Origin of the sequence: Klenkia terrae (assembly GCF_037083865.1) — a bacterium.
Classification (GTDB): Bacteria; Actinomycetota; Actinomycetes; order Mycobacteriales; family Geodermatophilaceae; genus Klenkia; species Klenkia terrae.
Genome location: NZ_JBAPLV010000007.1, coordinates 1 through 17207, shown reverse-complemented (window position 1 = coordinate 17207; position 17207 = coordinate 1). Strand labels below are relative to the sequence as shown.

The window sequence follows — 17207 nt, the reverse complement described above, 5'->3', positions numbered from 1 at the left end:
CGGAGCTGCATGGATGGAGGTGGGTGCAGCCGGCCGCTCGGACCTCCGTCGAGGAGACGACGCCATGACCACCCCCGGCCCGTCCCGCCGCACCGGCCCGCTGACCGGCGCGACGTCCCTGCTCACCACCGGCTCCTGGCGGCGCGCCGCCGCCGAGTCCACCTCGGCTGCCCACCGGGCCGACGGGCAGCCCACCGACGCCGGCCCGTTCCTGGCCCTGGCCGTCGGGCGGTTGCAGGCCCGGCGCGGGGTCTCCGGGCAGCAGGCCGAGGAGCTCCTGCGGCAGACCGCCGCCCAGCAGGGCCTCACCGTCCGTGACACGGCGCGCGCCGTCGTGCTGCTGGGCGATCTCCCGGCTGATCCGGTCTGACCGCGGGCCAGCAGTCCGCCCGGGACGACGACGGTCCCCGACCCGGGCAGGTCGGGGGCCGTCGTGCTGGCTCCCCCGTCCGGACTCGAACCAGAAACCGTTCGACCTGGTCTTGGATGCGTTGATCATGCGCGACTGATGATGACTCCGTACCATGACCTGCTCATGCGCGTTGGTCGCGATCGACAGCATGCATCTGCATGAGCACGTTCTAGATGAGTGAACGATGCCTGTCAGCGCCTGCGGACGGGACCCGTCCTCCAGCACCCACGGTCCAGAGCTCGCGGAACGCCCCGCGGCAGGCCTCGGCGTGCGGATCGTGAGCGATGCAGTCACAGGATGGTTGTGCGCCGCTCGATGAGGACGGTGTCTCTCCATTGGCCGGCGACCGGGCCGTAGGTCATGCGTGCCATGCGCTCGCGGACCCCGACGGTGCGGAAGCCGGCCCGCTGGTGGATCGCCAGGCTGGTCGTGTTCTCCGGGAAGACGGAGGACTGGATGGTCCAGATCCCGGCCGCCTCGGTGCTGGCGATCAGCTCATCGAGCAGGAGCCGGCCGATGCCTCTGCCTCGAGCGTGTGGGGCGACGTAGACCGAGTGCTCGACGACCCCGGCGTACACCTCACACGTCGAGACCGGGGACACCGCGGCCCAGCCGAGGACGGCGCCGTCGCGCGGTCCCCCGCCCTGGAGGGCGACCAGTCGGTGACCGGTTGACCTGCTGGCGTCGAAGGCCTCCCAGGTCGGTGGGGCCGACTCGAAGGTGGCGTGGCCGGTGTCGATGCCGGCCCGGTAGATGGCCTGGACCTGCGGCCAGTCCTCCGCGGTCATGGGCACGCAGACGAGGTCGGCGGGGCCCAGCTGTTCGCGGGGGCTCAAGCCGGGCTCAGCTCCGCGACGCCGGGCACGCCGGCCACCGCCCGCTGCAGGGCTCCCGGGACCAGGGAGTACCAAGCCCACACGCCGCGCTTGTCCCGGTCCAGGAACCCGGCGTCCACGAGCACCTTGAGGTGGTGGGACACCGTGGGCTGGGACAGCCCCAGGGGCTCGGTGAGGTCGCAGGCGCAGGCCGCGGCGGTGGGGCTGTCGGCGATCAGGGACAGCAGCCGCAACCGAGCGGGATCGGCCAGGGCCTTCAGCACCCGGGCGAGCTCGGTCGCGTCGGCGGCGGTCATGCCGCCGGTGAGCGGACCCGCCGAGCAGCTCCCCTCGGGCAGCACGGTGAGCTCGGTGTGCGCCGGCGGGGTCGTTGGGCTGCTGTTCACCTGTCCATCGTCGCGCACTGATTGACGCCTGTCGATGCCTGCTGCACAGTGGCTCCAGCATCGACAGACGTCGATGCTCGTCGTGTGGAGGACCTGCAGCATGAGTGACCCCGTCACCGAGACCGCCCGCCCGGGCACCGACCTGGACACCCCGGTGATGGCCCGGCTGTCCACGCTGGACCGGTTCCTCCCGGTGTGGATCGTGGCCGCGATGGCCCTGGGCCTGCTGCTGGGCCGCTCCGTGCCCGGGCTGGACACCGCACTGGAGGCGGTGAAGGTCGGCGATGTCAGCCTGCCGATCGCCATCGGCCTGCTGCTGATGATGTACCCGGTGCTCGCGAAGGTCCGCTACAACCAGCTGGACCGGGTCACCGGGGACCGCAAGCTGCTGCTGGCCTCACTCGGGCTGAACTGGATCCTCGGGCCGGCGCTGATGTTAGCCTTGGCCTGGCTGCTGCTGCCCGACCTGCCGGAGTACCGGACCGGGCTGATCATCGTCGGGCTGGCCCGCTGCATCGCCATGGTGCTCATCTGGAACGACCTGTCCTGCGGCGACCGCGAAGCCGCAGCCGTCCTGGTGGCGATCAACTCCGTCTTCCAGATCGTCGCCTTCGCAGCACTGGGCTGGTTCTACCTGCAAGTCCTGCCCAGCTGGCTGGGCCTGTCCACGACGTCGGCGGAGTTCAGCGTCTGGGCCATCGTGGTGTCGGTGCTGGTGTTCCTCGGCATCCCACTGGTCGCCGGGTTCCTGACCCGCACCATCGGGGAGCGGACCCGCGGCCGCGACTGGTACGAGGGCCGGTTCCTGCCGAAGATCGGCCCGGTCGCTCTCTACGGGCTGCTGTTCACCATCGTGATGCTCTTCGCGCTGCAGGGCGACGCCATCACCTCCAAGCCCTGGGACGTCGTCCGGATCGCACTGCCGCTGCTGGCCTACTTCGCGCTGATGTTCGGCGGGTCCTTCCTGCTGGGCATGCGCCTGCGGCTCGGGTACGCCAAGACCGCGACCCTGGCGTTCACCGCCGCGGGCAACAACTTCGAGCTCGCCATCGCCGTGGCCATCGGCACCTTCGGGGTCACCTCCGGCCAGGCCCTTGCCGGGGTCGTCGGCCCGCTGATCGAGGTACCGGTGCTCGTCGCGCTGGTCTACGTGTCCCTGTGGGCGGCGCGCAAGTACTTCCCCGGCGACCCCACGGTTCCGGCGTCCGCCACCCCGTCCTCCACCAGGAGTGCCACGTCATGAGCCAGCCGTTGACCGGGTTGGTGACGCCCGAGGCCGCGTTGCACCGCATCGCCGACCAGCTCGCCGACCGCTTCACCGGCGTCTTCGCCCGGGAGACCGTGGACCGGTACGTCTTCGAGTCCTACACCGCACTGGCCCGCACGTCCCGGGTGCAGACGCACCTGACCGCGCTGACCGGCCGGTTCGCCACCGACCGGCTCACCGCGCTGGCCCAGGCCAAGGGGGCGCTGGCCAAGCCTGTGCCCGAGGTGCTCTTCGTGTGCGTGCAGAACGCCGGCCGCTCCCAGATGGCCGCAGCCCTCCTGGCCCACCACGCAGCAGGGCGGGTGCACGTCCGCTCGGCGGGATCTCAGCCCGGGGACGAGATCGACCCGGCCGTGGTCGCCGCGATGGCCGAGGTCGGCTCGGACCTGGGCACCGAGTACCCCAAGCCGCTCACCGACGACGTCGTCCGCGCCGCCGACGTGGTCGTCACGATGGGCTGCGGGGACTCCTGCCCGGTGTACCCGGGCAAGCGCTACGCCGACTGGGCCGTCCGCGACCCCGCCGGCCTCAGCGTGGGTGAGGTCCGGTCGATCCGCGCGGACATCGACTTCCGCGCGCAAGCCCTCCTCGCTGACCTCGCACCCGCCCCCGTACCGAGCTGAGAGGCCGACCCGTGTCCGAGATCCCCAGCGTGCTGTTCGTCTGCGTGCACAACGCCGGCCGCTCCCAGATGGCCGCCGGCTGGCTCACCCACCTGGCCGGTGACGCCGTGGAGGTCCGCTCCGCCGGGTCGCTGCCCGGGGACGAGGTCAACCCCTCCGCGGTCGCGGCGATGGCCGAGGTCGGCATCGACATCTCCACCGCCACCCCCGAGGTGCTGACCACCGAGGCGGTGCAGGCCTCCGACGTCGTCATCACCATGGGCTGCGGCGACGCCTGCCCGGTGTTCCCCGGCAAGCGCTACCTGGACTGGGAGCTGGAGGACCCGGCCGGGCAGGGCGTGGAGGCGGTCCGGCCGATCCGCGACGACATCGAGGGCCGCATCCGCGGGCTGCTCGCCGAACTCGGGGGCACCCCGGCCGCCACGGCGCCGGCATGACCGCCGTGCTGTTCGTGTGCGCCCGCAACGGCGGCAAGTCCCAGATGGCCGCCGGCCTGGTGCGCGCCGCCGCCCCCGACATCGCAGTGGACTCCGCGGGCACCGACCCGGGCACGAAGCTGAACGCGCAGTCGGTGGCATCGCTGGCCGAGGTCGGCGTCGACATCTCCGGCGGCGCCCCGAAACCGGTCACCGCTGACCTGCTGGCCGCCGCCGACGTCGTGGTCACCCTGGGCAGCGAGGCCCGCATCGACGCCGACCTGGTCGCCGCAGCGCCGGGCACGGTGTTCGAGACGTGGGAGACCGACGAACCGTCGGCCCGCGGCATCGAGGGCATGGAGCGGATGCGCCTGGTCCGCGACGACATCGCCGCCCGCGTCACGGATCTGGCCGGTCGCCTGCCCCGCTGAGGGACCCGGCAGCGGCGGACTGGCGGGGTGTCCCTGCCCAGGCCGCGATCCCGCCGGCAGCGATGACCCCGGCCAGGACGGCGAACGCCGCCGGGTAGCCGCCCACCCAAGTGGCGATCAGCGTCCCGCCGAAGGGGGCCAGTGCGGAGGCGGCGGTGATCGGGGCGGCGAACCAGCCGGCCAACGACCCGTACCGCTCAGTCCCCCACCGGTCGGCGACCACGGTGGCCTGCAGCAACGTGCCCGCCCCGCGCACCGCGCCGGCCAGCACCGCCAGGATCACCAGCAACCACGCCGGGCCCGGGACGGTGGCCAGCAGGGCGACGGCGACCGCGGAGCCGGCCACGACCAGCACCGTGCGGGCGGCCGGGGTGGTACGGGCGGTCAACGGCGCCCAGCCGACCCGGCCCAGCAGTTGGCCGGCGCCCAGCAGGCCCAGGGTGACCGCGGCCAGGCCGGCGCTCAGGTCACGGGCGGTGAGCAGCGGGATGAGGGTGAGGCTGGCGGCATACAGACCGAACGCCGTCAGCGTCAGCGCGGTCGCCAGCAGCAGGAACGGGCGGCTGGTGACCACCGCCCGCACGTCCACCCGGCCACCGCGCCCTGGGTCTGCCGCAGCCGGAAGCCAGGGCCGGGTGAGGCCCGCGGCGTGCAGCGGGATGGTCACCGCCGCCAGGACCCCGGCGAGCACCAGGTAGGTGGCGCGCCAGTCCAGGTGACCCAGCAGCACGCTGGTCAGCGGGGCGAAGACCGTGCTGGCCAGCCCCGCCGCCAGGGTCAGCACGGTCAGCGCCCGCACCCGGGCGGGCCCGTACCAGCGGGTCAGCGCAGCGAAGGCGGCTTGATAGAACACCGCGGCCATCGCAACCCCGGCGACCAGCCACGCCGCGGCGAACCACAGCAGGGTGGGGGCGGTGGCGATGCCGACCGTGGCCGCGACGGCGAGGACCGACCCGGCGGTCATCACCGGCCGGGGCCCGATCCGGTCCAGCCAGCGGCCGACCGGTACCCCAGCGACGGCGGACACCACCAGCCCGACCGAGAACGCAGCGGTCGTCGACGTGGTTGACCAGCCGGTGTCGGTGGTGATCGAGGCCAGTGCGACCGGGAAGGCGTAGTACAGGACGCCCCAGCTGACGACCTCGGTCACGCACAGCACCGCCAGTGGCCACCAGGACACCGCGCCCCGGTGGCCGCCGACGGCGGAGATGTGCCCGGTCAGCTGCGGGCGCCGGCTTGCGCGGTCTCGGGCTGGGCCGGAGCGGTGCCGCAGCACGAGGCCGCAGGCACCTGGACCTCGAGTTCGTCGCCGGAGCGGCCGTGCTCGGTGCCGGTGGCGAAGCCGAGCTCGGCGTCGACCCGCTCCCCCAGATCCGTCGAGCACACCCCGGTCGAGGGCAGGTGCAGCTGCACGTCATCGGCGCCGGCGGTGTCCCCGGCCAGCGCGGCGGCGATGGAGCGCACCTGCTCGTAGCCGGTGGCCAGCAGGAACGTCGGGGCCCGGCCGTAGGACTTCATCCCGGCCAGGAAGAACCCGTCATCAGGGTGGGTCAGCTCGCGGTACCCGTGCGGGGGCACCGTGCCGCAGGAGTGGAAGTCCGGGTCGATCAACGGCGCCAACCGGGACGAGGACTCCACCCCGGGATCCAGGTCCAGCCGCAGCTCCCGCAGCATCCCCAGGTCGGGCCGGAAACCGGTCGCAGCAGCTACCGCGTCCACCGTCAGTGCCAGCGGCGCCTGGTCCCGGCCGATGCCGCGCACGACGACCTGGTCCCCGGCCGGGGTCAGTTCGGTGATCGTGACCTCCCGGTGCAGGGTGATCGCGCCGGTCGCCACGGCCGCCTTCAGGTCCGAGCCCAGCAGACCGCGGGCGGGCAGGCCATCGGAGTCCCCACCCCCGTACAACCGGGCCGGCGACCGGCCCCGGATCGCCCAGCTGATCTCCGTCCCCGGCTCCTCACCCTGCAGCCGGGTCAGGGCCAGCAGCGTGTTCGCCGCCGAGTGCCCCATCCCGACGACCAGGGTGTGCCGGCCGGCGAACCGGGCCCGGTCCCGGCCCAGCACGTCGGGCAGCGGCCCGACCAACCACCGCTCGGCCGCCGACTCCCCCACCGCCGGCAGCCCGGAGGCACCCAGCGGGTTGCGCTGACCCCACGTACCCGAGGTGTCGATGACCGCCCGGGCGGTCAGGTCGACGACGATCCCGTCGCGGACCGTGCGAACCAGGTAGGGCCGGCCCTCCCGGCCCAGGCCGCGGGTCTTGTCCACCCCGACCCGGGACACCGCCTCCACGCGCACGCCCGTGCGGATCCGCGGCGCCAGCTCCGGGGTGGCTGCCAGCGGGGCCAGGTAGTTCTCGACCAGCTCGGCGCCGGTGGGCAGCTCATCGGCGGCCGGGGACTCCCACCCGGTGCGCTCCAGCAGCCGGGCCGCGGCGGCATCCACGTCGTACTCCCACGGGGAGAACAACCGCACGTGCCCCCACCGCGCCACCGCCGCTCCCGGCCGGTCACCGGCTTCCAGCACCAGCGGCTCCAGGCCGCGCTCGAGCAGGTGCGCGGCGGCGGCCAGCCCGACCGGGCCGGCACCGATGACGACGACAGGGAGGTCTGCGGTGGTGGGTGCGCTCATGAACCGAACGTAACAGCGGATGCTGTTGACAACAACAGGTGCAATACTCGGTGCGTGACCCAGGACCTGGACGTGCGCCTGCTCGGTGTCGACGAGCTCACCTCACCCGCCGACCGCGCACGCCTGCTCGCCCCCCAGCTCAAGGCCCTGGGCGACCCCAACCGACTGCACCTGGTCCTCCTGCTCGCCGAAGGGCCGGCCACCGTCCGCGAACTCACCGACGCCAGCGGCATGGGCCAGACCCTCGTCAGCCACCACCTCGCCCCCCTCCGCGAGGAAGGCCTGGTCACCGTCACCCCCCGCGGCCGCAGCAACGTCTACGCCCTGTGCTGCGAAGCCCTCGCCGGCCCCGTCAAGACCCTCGCCACCCTCGCCGCCCTCACACCCGAAGGCGCCGACGCCTGCTGCCGCTGACCCCCGGGGCAGGTCCGGTGCTGAGCAGTGCACCGGGCTCGGCGAGTCCGATCTCAAGGGTTGCGACCTCAGTGAAGTCGGTGTGGACGACCGGGGTGCCACCGAGCCCGACATGCAGCCTCATCCCTCGAGCAGCTGACCCGCTCGCTCCGTGGCCCGACGGGGCCTGACCAACCTGCTGAGCACGTATCTGCACAACCGTTCGAGCAGCACCCGGGCCCTGTCCGGGTGGTGGCGGGTGTGGTGTGCTGTGGTGACCACGACGGCAGTGGAGGAAGCCCGGTGCGATCCCGGCGCGGTCCCGCCACTGTGTCCGGGGAGTCCGTCCCCACGCTCGACCACTGGCCCTGGGCCGGGAAGGTCGGGGACGGGTGCCGATCCGGGAGCCAGGAGACTCCAGCCGTCGTCCCTGCGATTCCGGGCGTGGACACCCGGGAGAGGACCGACCCCGTGCTGACTCCTGCCCTGCTCGCCCCGGCTGTGGTGCTCCGTGCACATCGCTGAGGGCTTCCTGCCCCCTGCCCACGCGATCGGCTGGACCATCGCCGCGGCGCCCTTCGTCGTCCACGGGGCACGCGCCGTGGTCAAGGAGGTGAGGGAGAACCCGGAGTCCACGCTGCTGCTGGGCGCCGCGGGTGCCTTCACGTTCGTGCTCAGCGCGATCAAGCTGCCCTCGGTGACGGGCTCGTCGTCGCACCCCACCGGCACCGGGGTGGGCGCGATCCTCTTCCGGCCACCGGTGATGGCCTTGCTGGGCACGGTGGTGCTGCTGTTCCAGGCCCTCCTGCTGGCCCACGGCGGACTCACCACCCTGGGGGCCAACGCCTTCTCCATGGCCGTCGTCGGACCGTGGGCGGGGTACGGCACCTATCGGCTGGCCCGCCGCGCCTCGGGCAACCTGCTGGTCGGGGTGTTCGCGGGCATGATGATCGCGGACCTGTCGACCTACGTGACGACCTCGCTGCAGCTCGCACTGGCCTTCCCCGACGCCGAGAGCGGCTTCCTCGGTGCCGCGGTGAAGTTCCTCGGGGTCTTCGCCGTCACCCAGGTGCCGCTGGCCGTCGCCGAGGGGTTCCTGGGCGTGCTGCTGTTCCGTGTGCTGACCGTCAACGCCCGCCCGGAGCTGGAGCGGCTGGGTGTCCTGCGGCCGCAGCCCACCGACGAGGCGACCCGATGACCCGGCGTACGTGGGTCACCCTCGCCCTGGTCGCGTCCGTCGTGGCGCTGTTCGCCCTGCCGCTGGTGTTGGGCGCCCCCAGCGACTACGCCGGGACCGACAGCGTGGCCACCGCGGAGATCCAGGCCAGCAACCCGGGCTACGAGCCGTGGTTCGACTCCGTCTTCTCCCCCGGTTCCAGCGAGGTCGAGTCCGGGCTGTTCGCCCTGCAGGCCGCGCTCGGCGGCGGCGTCCTGGGGTATGTGCTGGGCCGGTTGCGCGGGCGGCGGTCCCGAGCGACGGCCGAGGCACCGACCAGCGGGCCCGCCGACACCACCCCGTGACCGGCCTGGCCGTCGACGACGCAGCCTGGGCCAGCACCTGGCGGCCCCGGGCGGTCGGGGACAAGCTGCTGCTGACCCTGGGGTTGGTGCTGTGCGCCCTGGTGCTCCCGGTCTGGCCGGGCTCCCTGCTGGTCGGGCTCACAGCTGTCGGCCTGGCCCTGGGCCCGGCGCGGGTCCCGGCCCGGGTGTTCGCGCGGGCGGTGCGCCTGCCGCTGGCCTTCGTCGCCGTCGGCGCCGTCACCGCGGTCGTGCAGGTGTCCACCGACGGCATCGGCTGGGCGCCGGATGCAGCGGCGACCGGAGGTGCGCTGGTCGGGCATGCGCTGGCCGGCGGCGCCGCGGTCATGCTGCTGGCCACCACCACCCCGGTGTCGGACCTGCTGCCGGCGCTGCGCCGGGCCCGGGTGCCCGCCGCGGTCGTGGAGGTGGCGTCGATGATCTACCGACTGCTGTTCGTCCTCCTGATCAGCATGCGCACGATCCGCGAGGCGCAGACGTCCCGACTCGGGTACTCCACGGCCCGGCGCAGCTACCGGTCCTCCGGCCTCCTGGCCGCCGCCGTGCTCACCCGCTCCTGGGACCGGGCTCGCCGGCTGCAGGGAGGCCTGGCCGGCCGCGGCATGACCACCGACCTGCGCGTGCTGCCCGAGGTGCTGCCGTCCTCCCGGTCGTTCCTGGCCGGCACCGTGCTCGGGCTGACCGTCCTGTGCGGGCTCACCGTGGTCCTGTCGTGAGCGGCGGACGGCTGGCGGCGACCGACGTGGTGGTCGGCTACTCCCGGGGCAGCAGGGTGCTGGACCGGGCGTCGCTGGCCGTGCCGGAGGGGCGACGGCTGGCGGTGCTGGGTGCCAACGGCTCGGGCAAGACCACCCTGCTGCGCTGCCTGTCCGGCGCCCTCGTCCCGGCCTCGGGCCGGATCAGCCTGGACGACGCAGCCCTGGAGCACACCCGCCGCGGACTGCAGGCACACCGCCAGCAGGTCCAGCTGGTGCTGCAGGACCCCGACGACCAGCTCTTCAGCGCCTCGGTCGCGCAGGACGTCTCCTTCGGCCCGCTGAACATGGACCTGGCCGAGGACGAGGTCCGTGCGCGGGTCGTCGAGGCCCTCGAGCTGCTCGCCGTCACGGGGCTGGCTGCTCGGCCCACCCACCAACTGTCCTACGGGGAACGCAAGCGGGTGGCCATCGCCGGTGCGGTGGCGATGCGCCCACGGGTGCTGCTGCTCGACGAGCCCACCGCCGGGTTGGACCCCTCCGCGGTGACCGAGGCCCTCGCCGCCCTCGACCGCCTGCAGCGCCGGGGCTCGACGGTGGTGATGAGCACGCACGACGTCGACCTGGCGCTGGGGTGGGCCGACGAGGTCGCGGTGGTCGTGGACGGCCGGGTGGTGCAGGGCGAGCCCGAGCCCGTCCTCGGCGACGACGCCCTGCTCGCCCGGGCCCGCTTGGACCGACCGTGGGCGCTCTCCGTCGGTGCCCGGCTGCATCAGCTCGGGCTGCTCCCCGAGGGGCCGCTGCCCCGGGACACCGAAGCTCTGCTCGCGGCGCTCCCCACCGGTACCGCGCCGACCACCCCCGGACGCTCATGACCTGGCGCCAGGTGGTGGCTCACTGCCGTGCGGTCAGCTCCGCACGGCGTCCGGGCTCAGGCGGAGCGCACACTCGGACTGGCAGTGCGCCTGAGAATCCGGGCAGCGGGCGAGCGCGTCGTCGGCGGCGGCCAGCCGTCGGGCGAGTCGGTCGAGCCGGTCCTGTTTGGCCTGCAGTTGGCGTAGCCGATCGGCCAGCAGTGGCCGCAGGTCGTCACGGACCTGGGTGCACGACCGGGTCTGCAGCGTGTCCAGGTGCCCGGCGATGGCGTGCAGGGGCAGGCCCAGTTCCTTGCTGGCCTCGATGAGGTCCAGCCGGGTCAGCACACCGTCGTCGAAGTCGCGGTAGCCGTTGGCCGCCCGGGCGGCGGTGATCAGGCCGAGGGTCTCGTAGTACCGCAGCGCTGTCGCCGGAACGCCGCTGCGGCGGGCGACCTCGGAGATCCTCACGACCTGGACGGTAGGCGCCCCGGCGGGCTTGACCTCCCAGCGACTCGAACCTCTACCGTCGCACGACGTGCTCACCCTTGCCCCCGCCCCCCGTCGACGACTCTCTGCCGGTTCCGTTCTCGGCCGGCTGCGCTGATGGCCGATGGAGGTGCGGTGGCGTGGCTGGAGCGCCGGCAGATCGGCCTCTACCTGGCCGCGATCGCCGCCGGCGGGTCCGTCGGGGTGGTCGTGCCGGGCACCTCGCTCCTGGAGGTGGCCATCTACCCGGTGCTCGGCTTGCTGCTGTACGCGACGTTCCTCGGGGTGCCGTTCGCCTCGGTCGGGGCGGCACTGCGCGACGTGCGGTTCCTGCTGGCGGTGCTGGTGGTCAACTTCGTGTTCGTGCCGGCGGTGGCGTTCGGGCTGTCCCGGTTCGTCGCCGGGGAGCCAGCGCTGCTGTTCGGGGTGTTGTTGGTGCTGCTGACCCCGTGCATCGACTACGTCATCGTGTTCAGCGGGCTGGCCGGCGGAGCCTCGGACCGGCTGCTGGCCGCCGCCCCGCTGCTGATGGTCACCCAGGTACTGCTGCTGCCGGTCTACCTGTGGCTCATCCTCGGCCGCGACGGGGTCGCGGCGGTCGACGTCGGCCCGTTCGTCGAGGCGTTCGTCGTCCTGATCGTGATCCCGCTGGCCGCCGCGGCCGGCACCCAGGCGTTGGCTGCCCGCTACCGGGGCGGTCGTCGGCTGCAGGCCGGGGTGCTGGGTGCGATGGTGCCGCTGATGATGGCGACCTTGTTCGTCGTGGTCGCCTCCCAGGCCGCCGCCGTCCGGTCCCAGGCGGCGCAACTGGTCATCCTGCTGCCGCTCTACGCGGGGTATCTCCTCCTCGCGACCGCGCTGGGGTGGTTCGTGGGCACGTCGTTCGGCCTGGACGTGGCGTCCCGGCGCGCAGTGGTGTTCAGCGGAGCGACCCGCAACTCCCTGGTCGTCTTGCCGCTGGCTCTGGCTCTGCCACCAGAACTGGCGCTGGCGCCGGTCGTCGTCGTCACCCAGACCCTGGTCGAGCTGATCGGCATGGTGGTCCTGGTGCGCCTGGTCCCGGCACTGGTGCCGCATGCGGTGCGCGAGAGACCGGGGACCTGACCCGGCGTGGGCGTCGGGCGACCGGAGGAGCCCGGCGGATCGCCGATCGTCACTGACCACTGGATCGACCAGCTCGCCCCGGCCCCCGGGCAGGACCGATCGGGCCGGGTTGTCGTCGTCGTCCTCGGTCGTGGACGGGGGCCTCGTGGGCGCGGTGCACCGAGGACTCGAGCCGGGAGGTGCAGTGCTCCGTGTCGACGTGCTCCCCCAGACACCCACCCCAGGCGTCGAGCACTCGTCCTCCGTGGCTGTCGGCCAGCACTGCTTCCTCCACGACGACTGGGCGGACAGCGCGTGAGACCGTGACGGTGGTGGCCAGGACCATCACCAGGCGGCGCCGGTGGCCGGGCGAGACCGCGTGGCCCCGAGGGGCTGGTGCGTGGCTGTGGTCGTGGCCCATGACGTCCACCTCACATGTGCAGCGCTGTGGGCGGCCGCGGGTCGACCAGGTCGAGACCACGGCCGGCAGCACGCTGGCCAGGCCGGCCAGGGGCGTGGACCCCCGAGCCGTCGGGGTGGCCACCGTGAGTCCGAGCACGGCAGCCGGCGTCAGCCGTTCGACGCCCGGTCATCCACAGCGGCCACCCAGCGTGATCCCGCGCTGGGCGAGCCAGGGCGACGGGTCGGTCCTGGTGGCGTACAGGCCACCCACGTGGGTCTCGATGTGCAGGTGCGGGCCGGTGGACTGCCCGCGGTTGCCGACCTCGGCGATCAGGTCTCCGGCCTGGACGGCTTCGCCTGCGGTGACGAAGAACTGGTTGATGTGCCCGTAGACGGTGATGGTGCCGTCGGGATGCTGGATGTAGACCGCCAGGCCGAAACCGTTGGCGGGGCCGGCGTCCAGGACGACGCCCCCGTCCGGGGCGTAGATGGGTGTGCCGATCGGTGCGGCGATGTCGATGCCGTTGTGGTTGGTGCCCCCGCGGGGCCCGTAGCAGGACGTCACGCGGCCGGCGACCAGATCGCCGCCGGAGCCTGCGACGGCGGCCTGCTGCGCGGCCACGACGGCCGCGGGGTCATCGATGCCCTGCTCGGTCAGGGCGTCGATCTGCGCGGCCTGGAGTTGCTGCTGCAGCGTGTCGAGCTCGCCGGCGGCCCGGGTGTAGCTCTGCTGGGCAGAGTCCAGCTGGGCGGCGGCTTGGGCATCGGCCGCCTGCGCTGCAGCCAGCGCGTCCTGCTGTCGCTGCACCGCCTGCCGGGCGGTGAGGTCAGCGGCTTCCTGTTGGTCCTGCACCTGCTCGAGTGCGTCGAGGTCCTCGGCGCGGTGGTCGGCCAGCACCGCGAGGGTGGTGGCGCGGGACAGCAGGTCGTCGGGGTCATCGGCCTGCAGGAGCAGGCCGGCCTGCGCCAGGTCCCCCGAGCCCATGAAGGCGGCGCGGCCGGCCGCGGCCACCTCGGTCTGGGCTTGACCGGTCCGGGCCTGGGCGGCCTGGACCGCGGCAGCAGCGGCGGTGGCCGCGGCGTTGGCCGCGTCCAGCTCGAGGGTCGCCAGGCGGGTGAGCTCGACGGTGGCTTCGGCTTCGACGGTCGCCTGGTCCACCTCGGCCTGAGCTGCATCGACCAGGCTCTGCAGTCGTGCTGCCTCCTCGAGGGCGGTCTCCTCCTCTGGCGGGGCAGGGACGGCCGACGAGGACTGGGAGGTACTGCCCGAGGGGTCCGGTGGCGCCGCTGACGCATGGCCCGGACCGGCCACGAGGGTCAGCGCGAACACCGTCCCGATGGTCGCTGCGGTCATCGGGGACCGTCTCGTGCTCAGCAGACGGGCGCCGGTGCCGAGGGGGTTCAACCGGTACCGCAGTGGGTTGTCGCGCAGGGTCGCCACAGTGGGGCGGGCTCCGTTCTTCCATCCCGCCTACCGAGTTAGCTGACGGGTTCGGGCCGGAAGGAGCCCTACTGCGAGCGCAGATTCACCCCAGGAACTCGTGGGTCCCCGGTCCGCCGGCCGCGTGGCCGGTGGTTCGGCGGGTCTGCCCGGGGACCCAGGAAGGGTGCGCGGCCCACGCAGACCCCACACAAGCTACTACCTCATCTAGTAGACGTCACGGTGCGATCTCGCCCGTCGGGGGAAGACCGGGCGCGGGCCGCGGCCGGGGTCAGGGCAACTGGTCTCCGTCGGCACGCTCCAGCCGGTCGGCGGCCGGTCGGGCACCCGGGGCCGCCGGGGGCCGGGGCGCTCCCGCCCGCCGCGCCAGGGCGATCGCGGCGAGTGCAGCGCCCAGTCCACCGAGGAGGGCCAGGACCGCAGCTGCCCGTTGATCGCCGAGCTCTGGGCCTCGCCACGCGGGGTCGATCTCGGCCCACCAGGACGGTGCGAGGACACCGGGCCACAGCAGCAAGGCGGTCGAGGCCGCCAGGTGGACGACGGCCCAGGTCAGGACGCCGCGCACCCGAACCGCACGGCGCAGTCCGGAGTCGAGCCAGGATCGAACGAGGACGACTCCCGCGGCGGTGGTGATCAGGACCGATACCACGTGGGCGCCGTGGGACCGCAGCGTCAGCTCCAGGACCGGCCCGGCCGCTCCCAGGTAGACCACGACGGCGAACACCACCAGGGCCGGGCCAGGCCGGCGGAGGGCCTGGGCGACCTGGCTGCCGGTGAGCGCCTCCACCCATTCAGCAGGGCCGCGGTGGTCATCGCCCCGGGGCGTCGAGGTGTGCGCTGGGGCGCCGAGATGCTCGGTGAGCAACCTCCCCGGTCCGGCCAGGACCAGCAGGGCCGGCCCGAGCAGGGCCAGCAGGGAGTACTGCGCCACGTGCGCGGGCATCCAGACCTGCGCGTAGCGGGCCAGCCCGCTGGTGGTGGCCAGCAGCAGCACCGCGGCGGCGGCGAGGAAGCTGACGGTGCGCCGCACCGGCCAGGGCGCACCGTGACGGATGCGGTGCCGGACCGCCCACAGGTAGGTCACGACGGCGGCTGCGACCAGGAGCGGGAACAGCGGGTCGGGGTAGGGCTCCCACAGCTGGGGCCACCACCGTCCGCGACCTGGGTCCGGGGGGAGGGCGAAACCGAGGGTGTCGAAGCTGCTGCCTTCTTCCTGCCCTGGCTGGTCGGTGGGCCGCGGGGTGGGGGTGCGCGACAGGGAGACCGCGACCCCGATCGTGGTCGCGAAGCCGAGCACTTCACCTGCGGCCAGCCGCCGGAACGCTGTTGGCTTGCCGTCCGCCAGCGCCGGGAGGGTGCGACGTCGGTGTTCCCACCCGATGACCCCGAGCACGATCAGTGCCACGGTCTTGGCCAGGACTTGGCGGCCGTAGTCGGTCCCGGTGAGATCGGACGGGCCCGACAGCCGGGTCGAGGCGGTGAGGACCCCGCTGACCGCGATCAGGGCGACCAGGAACGGCGCGGCCGCGCTGAACCGGGTGGCCGCGGCCTGCAGGGTGCCTGCGGGCACTCGGCGGATCAACAGGAGGGCGAGGACCCCCCCGGCCCAGGCCAGGACCCCGATGACGTGCAGGGCAAGGCCGGAGACCGCGGCTTGGTGACTGCCTGATCCGGCCGCGTGTCCGGTGAACACCGGCGGGAGGCCGGCCAGCAACGCCAGCAGCAGCAGCGCCAGGCTCCCGCCGGTGGTCAGCACTCTGCGGGCCCCGATCGCCACCGCCGCGGTGAGGACCGCGACGAGTGCCTGGGCTTGTCCCTGGGGGATGGTGGTCAGGAAGGACCACAGTCCTCGGCCGCTGACGACCTGCAGGTCGGTACCCAGGAAGTCTGCGAGCTGCACCGGGGCCGAGGCAGCCGCGCTCACCGCCCACAGTGCGGCCGGCCACGCCGACATCCGGGTCCATCGGTGACCGGCCACGCTCATCCGCCGATGGCCGGGGGCCAGCAAGGCTGCAGCGAGCAGGCAACCGACGGTCGCCACCGCGGCCAGGTCGGCGATGACCTTGACGGCGGGGATGGCCCACGTCACGGCGGCCGAGGCAGTCGACAGACCGGGCAGCGCGACCGACGAGAGCGACCCGGACGACGCCAGGAGCAGCAGGGTGACACCGACGCCCAGCACCGCAGCCGCGGCCAGGAGCACGGCAGTCGCTGCGGGGCCGGTGACGGCGGCGGATCCCGGTCGGTCGGCCCCGGTGGGCGTGTGGGACCTCCTCGGTGCGACCGGCGACGGGTCCGGTCCGGCGTCGGCTGCCGGGCGGGCGGGACCGCCGGTTGCCGGTGCGGTCGGGCTGGGCTCGTGGGGTGCTGGTGTCACGCCTGGCGACGGCGGAGGAGGACGGGGCCGCCGATCCCCAGCAGGGCGATCAGCGCGACGAGCCCGGCCACCACGCCACCGGAGATCCCGCCGTCGTCCTGAGCAGCTGCGGTCTCCACCGCCGGCTCGGTGTCCGTTCCCTCAACCCCGCCGGACGGTGCGGCACTCGTGGGGGCTGCCGGGCCCTCGGAGGTGGTCGCGCTGCTCTCGCTGCTGGGCGCCGCTGCGGGTGCGTAGGTGAACCCGTAGGTGCCCTGGATCGTGTGCCCGTCGGCGGACACGATCCGGTAGGAGACCCCGTAGTCGCCGGCCGCGGTCATCGCCACCGGTTGGGAGACGACATCACCGTCCACGGTGGGGTCGGCGGTGACGACGTCGGCACCGGCGGCATCCAGGACGGCGATCTGGGCGAACCCGGGCTGCACTCCGTCGGAGAACGTGAGCTCGAGGGTGTCGGGCAGCTGGGTGACCGTGCCGTCGACGGCCGGGGTGGCCGATTCCAGGTCGCTGTGCGCCTGGGCGGGACCGCCGGTGAGCACTGCTGCGACCGCTGCTGCGGCGATCACCAGCACGCGGTGCCGCAGTGGGCTGCCCATCGGCGTGCGGCGGGACCTCTGCCGGTGACGACGGGCATGTGGGGCGGTGGGGCTCGGGTACACGGAGGAACTCCTGAGTGGGTGACTGCGCACGGCTGGGAGCGCGCCGAGCTGTGCGTCTTCCACCATGGTGGTCGTCGGTGGCGCCGGTGTGGTTCCCAGCTGCTCAGGTGGGGTCGGGGTCGTTGGGGCCGGCGCGCTTGCCGGTGCCCTCGAGGACTTCGCTGGCGTAGGTGCCGTGCTTCCCGCCGGCGTGGGCCTCGCGGTCCAGGCGGTCCCGCAGGTGGGGGTAGTGCAGCTCGAAGGCGGGGCGTTCGGAGCGGATGCGGGGGATCT

19 protein-coding genes and 2 riboswitches are annotated in these 17207 nt (G+C 73.5%); of the genes, 11 read left to right on the top strand and 8 right to left on the bottom strand.

Annotated features, from left to right (window positions below; genetic code table 11):
* The first annotated feature begins 64 nt into the window (after positions 1–64).
* Entirely contained in the window at positions 65–370 is a 306-nt protein-coding gene (locus UXQ13_RS08195; RefSeq protein WP_336392158.1) for an ANTAR domain-containing protein, read from the top strand.
* A 332-nt stretch (positions 371–702) separates the two neighbouring features.
* Here UXQ13_RS08195 and UXQ13_RS08190 read toward each other — a convergent pair whose 3' ends face one another.
* Together UXQ13_RS08190 and UXQ13_RS08185 are read right to left on the bottom strand one after the other, a co-directional pair.
* Positions 703–1248 carry a GNAT family N-acetyltransferase gene (locus UXQ13_RS08190; RefSeq protein ID WP_336392157.1) on the bottom strand — a complete coding sequence of 182 codons (546 nt, stop codon included), beginning with the start codon at positions 1246–1248 and terminating at the stop codon, positions 703–705.
* Positions 1245–1634 carry an ArsR/SmtB family transcription factor gene (locus UXQ13_RS08185; protein WP_336392156.1) on the bottom strand — a complete coding sequence of 130 codons (390 nt, stop codon included), beginning with the start codon at positions 1632–1634 and terminating at the stop codon, positions 1245–1247. Before UXQ13_RS08185 ends, UXQ13_RS08190 begins: the two co-directional genes overlap by 4 nt.
* 100 nt (positions 1635–1734) lie before the next feature.
* Here UXQ13_RS08185 and arsB point away from each other — a divergent pair, with 100 nt between their 5' ends.
* Genes arsB through UXQ13_RS08165 form a run of 4 tightly spaced genes read left to right on the top strand, consistent with a single transcriptional unit; the run spans position 1735 to position 4371 of the window.
* A complete protein-coding gene (gene arsB, locus UXQ13_RS08180; protein WP_336392155.1) occupies positions 1735–2877 on the top strand; it encodes an ACR3 family arsenite efflux transporter in 1143 nt (380 codons plus the stop codon).
* Entirely contained in the window at positions 2874–3524 is a 651-nt protein-coding gene (locus UXQ13_RS08175; RefSeq protein WP_336392154.1) for an arsenate reductase/protein-tyrosine-phosphatase family protein, read from the top strand. The genes arsB and UXQ13_RS08175 overlap by 4 nt, the downstream gene beginning before the upstream one ends.
* An 11-nt stretch (positions 3525–3535) precedes the next feature.
* Positions 3536–3961, top strand: coding sequence for an arsenate reductase ArsC (locus UXQ13_RS08170; protein ID WP_336392153.1), 426 nt, complete (start codon positions 3536–3538; stop codon positions 3959–3961).
* Positions 3958–4371, top strand: coding sequence for an arsenate-mycothiol transferase ArsC (locus UXQ13_RS08165; protein ID WP_336392152.1), 414 nt, complete (start codon positions 3958–3960; stop codon positions 4369–4371). The genes UXQ13_RS08170 and UXQ13_RS08165 overlap by 4 nt, the downstream gene beginning before the upstream one ends.
* On the opposite strand, the gene UXQ13_RS08160 is transcribed toward UXQ13_RS08165, so the two are convergent.
* The gene (locus UXQ13_RS08160; protein WP_336392151.1) at positions 4340–5521 is read right to left on the bottom strand and encodes an MFS transporter; all 1182 of its coding nucleotides are present in this window, start codon (positions 5519–5521) and stop codon (positions 4340–4342) included. The two genes, UXQ13_RS08165 and UXQ13_RS08160, sit on opposite strands and share 32 nt — an antisense overlap.
* Before the next feature lie 68 nt (positions 5522–5589).
* Positions 5590–7002, bottom strand: a complete 1413-nt coding sequence (locus tag UXQ13_RS08155; protein ID WP_336392150.1) for an FAD-dependent oxidoreductase — start codon at positions 7000–7002, stop codon at positions 5590–5592.
* A 54-nt stretch (positions 7003–7056) separates the two neighbouring features.
* Here UXQ13_RS08155 and UXQ13_RS08150 point away from each other — a divergent pair, with 54 nt between their 5' ends.
* The 5 genes from UXQ13_RS08150 (at position 7057) to UXQ13_RS08130 (ending at position 10504) form a co-directional block, all read left to right on the top strand.
* Complete coding sequence (locus UXQ13_RS08150; protein ID WP_225232241.1) at positions 7057–7416, top strand: ArsR/SmtB family transcription factor; 360 nt, start codon at positions 7057–7059, stop codon at positions 7414–7416.
* Between the two features lie 246 nt (positions 7417–7662).
* Positions 7663–7835, top strand: a riboswitch (cobalamin riboswitch).
* A 71-nt stretch (positions 7836–7906) separates the two neighbouring features.
* On the top strand, positions 7907–8593 hold the full coding sequence (locus UXQ13_RS08145) for an energy-coupling factor ABC transporter permease (protein ID WP_225232242.1): 687 nt from the start codon (positions 7907–7909) through the stop codon (positions 8591–8593).
* Positions 8590–8916 (top strand): energy-coupling factor ABC transporter substrate-binding protein, encoded by a 327-nt coding sequence (locus UXQ13_RS08140; RefSeq protein WP_225232243.1) that lies wholly within the window; start codon positions 8590–8592, stop codon positions 8914–8916. The genes UXQ13_RS08145 and UXQ13_RS08140 overlap by 4 nt, the downstream gene beginning before the upstream one ends.
* A complete protein-coding gene (cbiQ, locus tag UXQ13_RS08135) occupies positions 8913–9650 on the top strand; it encodes a cobalt ECF transporter T component CbiQ (protein ID WP_336392149.1) in 738 nt (245 codons plus the stop codon). The genes UXQ13_RS08140 and cbiQ overlap by 4 nt, the downstream gene beginning before the upstream one ends.
* Complete coding sequence (locus UXQ13_RS08130; protein WP_336392148.1) at positions 9647–10504, top strand: energy-coupling factor ABC transporter ATP-binding protein; 858 nt, start codon at positions 9647–9649, stop codon at positions 10502–10504. The genes cbiQ and UXQ13_RS08130 overlap by 4 nt, the downstream gene beginning before the upstream one ends.
* Before the next feature lie 33 nt (positions 10505–10537).
* Here UXQ13_RS08130 and UXQ13_RS08125 read toward each other — a convergent pair whose 3' ends face one another.
* Positions 10538–10954 (bottom strand): MerR family transcriptional regulator, encoded by a 417-nt coding sequence (locus tag UXQ13_RS08125; protein WP_336392147.1) that lies wholly within the window; start codon positions 10952–10954, stop codon positions 10538–10540.
* Positions 10955–11107: 153 nt separating this feature from the next.
* Here UXQ13_RS08125 and UXQ13_RS08120 point away from each other — a divergent pair, with 153 nt between their 5' ends.
* Positions 11108–12076, top strand: coding sequence for an arsenic resistance protein (locus tag UXQ13_RS08120; RefSeq protein ID WP_336392146.1), 969 nt, complete (start codon positions 11108–11110; stop codon positions 12074–12076).
* Positions 12077–12644: 568 nt separating this feature from the next.
* On the opposite strand, the gene UXQ13_RS08115 is transcribed toward UXQ13_RS08120, so the two are convergent.
* The 3 genes from UXQ13_RS08115 to UXQ13_RS08105 all read right to left on the bottom strand — a co-directional run bounded on the left by UXQ13_RS08115 (position 12645) and on the right by UXQ13_RS08105 (position 16871).
* Entirely contained in the window at positions 12645–13811 is a 1167-nt protein-coding gene (locus UXQ13_RS08115; RefSeq protein WP_336392145.1) for a M23 family metallopeptidase, read from the bottom strand.
* Between the two features lie 100 nt (positions 13812–13911).
* Positions 13912–14050: riboswitch (cyclic di-AMP (ydaO/yuaA leader) on the bottom strand.
* A 119-nt stretch (positions 14051–14169) separates the two neighbouring features.
* Positions 14170–16101: a cytochrome c oxidase assembly protein gene (locus tag UXQ13_RS08110; RefSeq protein ID WP_336392144.1), complete on the bottom strand. Its 1932-nt coding sequence runs from the start codon at positions 16099–16101 to the stop codon at positions 14170–14172.
* Positions 16102–16271: 170 nt separating this feature from the next.
* Positions 16272–16871 carry a copper resistance CopC family protein gene (locus UXQ13_RS08105; protein ID WP_336392143.1) on the bottom strand — a complete coding sequence of 200 codons (600 nt, stop codon included), beginning with the start codon at positions 16869–16871 and terminating at the stop codon, positions 16272–16274.
* Positions 16872–17207 lie beyond the last annotated feature (336 nt).

Coding starts and splice junctions, on each gene's coding strand:
- UXQ13_RS08115 (WP_336392145.1), bottom strand. CDS start 13,811: ATGACCGCAGCGACCATCGGGACGGTGTTCGCGCTGACCCTCGTGGCC.
- UXQ13_RS08175 (WP_336392154.1), top strand. CDS start 2,874: ATGAGCCAGCCGTTGACCGGGTTGGTGACGCCCGAGGCCGCGTTGCAC.
- UXQ13_RS08155 (WP_336392150.1), bottom strand. CDS start 7,002: ATGAGCGCACCCACCACCGCAGACCTCCCTGTCGTCGTCATCGGTGCC.
- UXQ13_RS08165 (WP_336392152.1), top strand. CDS start 3,958: ATGACCGCCGTGCTGTTCGTGTGCGCCCGCAACGGCGGCAAGTCCCAG.
- UXQ13_RS08105 (WP_336392143.1), bottom strand. CDS start 16,871: ATGGGCAGCCCACTGCGGCACCGCGTGCTGGTGATCGCCGCAGCAGCG.
- UXQ13_RS08140 (WP_225232243.1), top strand. CDS start 8,590: ATGACCCGGCGTACGTGGGTCACCCTCGCCCTGGTCGCGTCCGTCGTG.
- UXQ13_RS08195 (WP_336392158.1), top strand. CDS start 65: ATGACCACCCCCGGCCCGTCCCGCCGCACCGGCCCGCTGACCGGCGCG.
- arsB (WP_336392155.1), top strand. CDS start 1,735: ATGAGTGACCCCGTCACCGAGACCGCCCGCCCGGGCACCGACCTGGAC.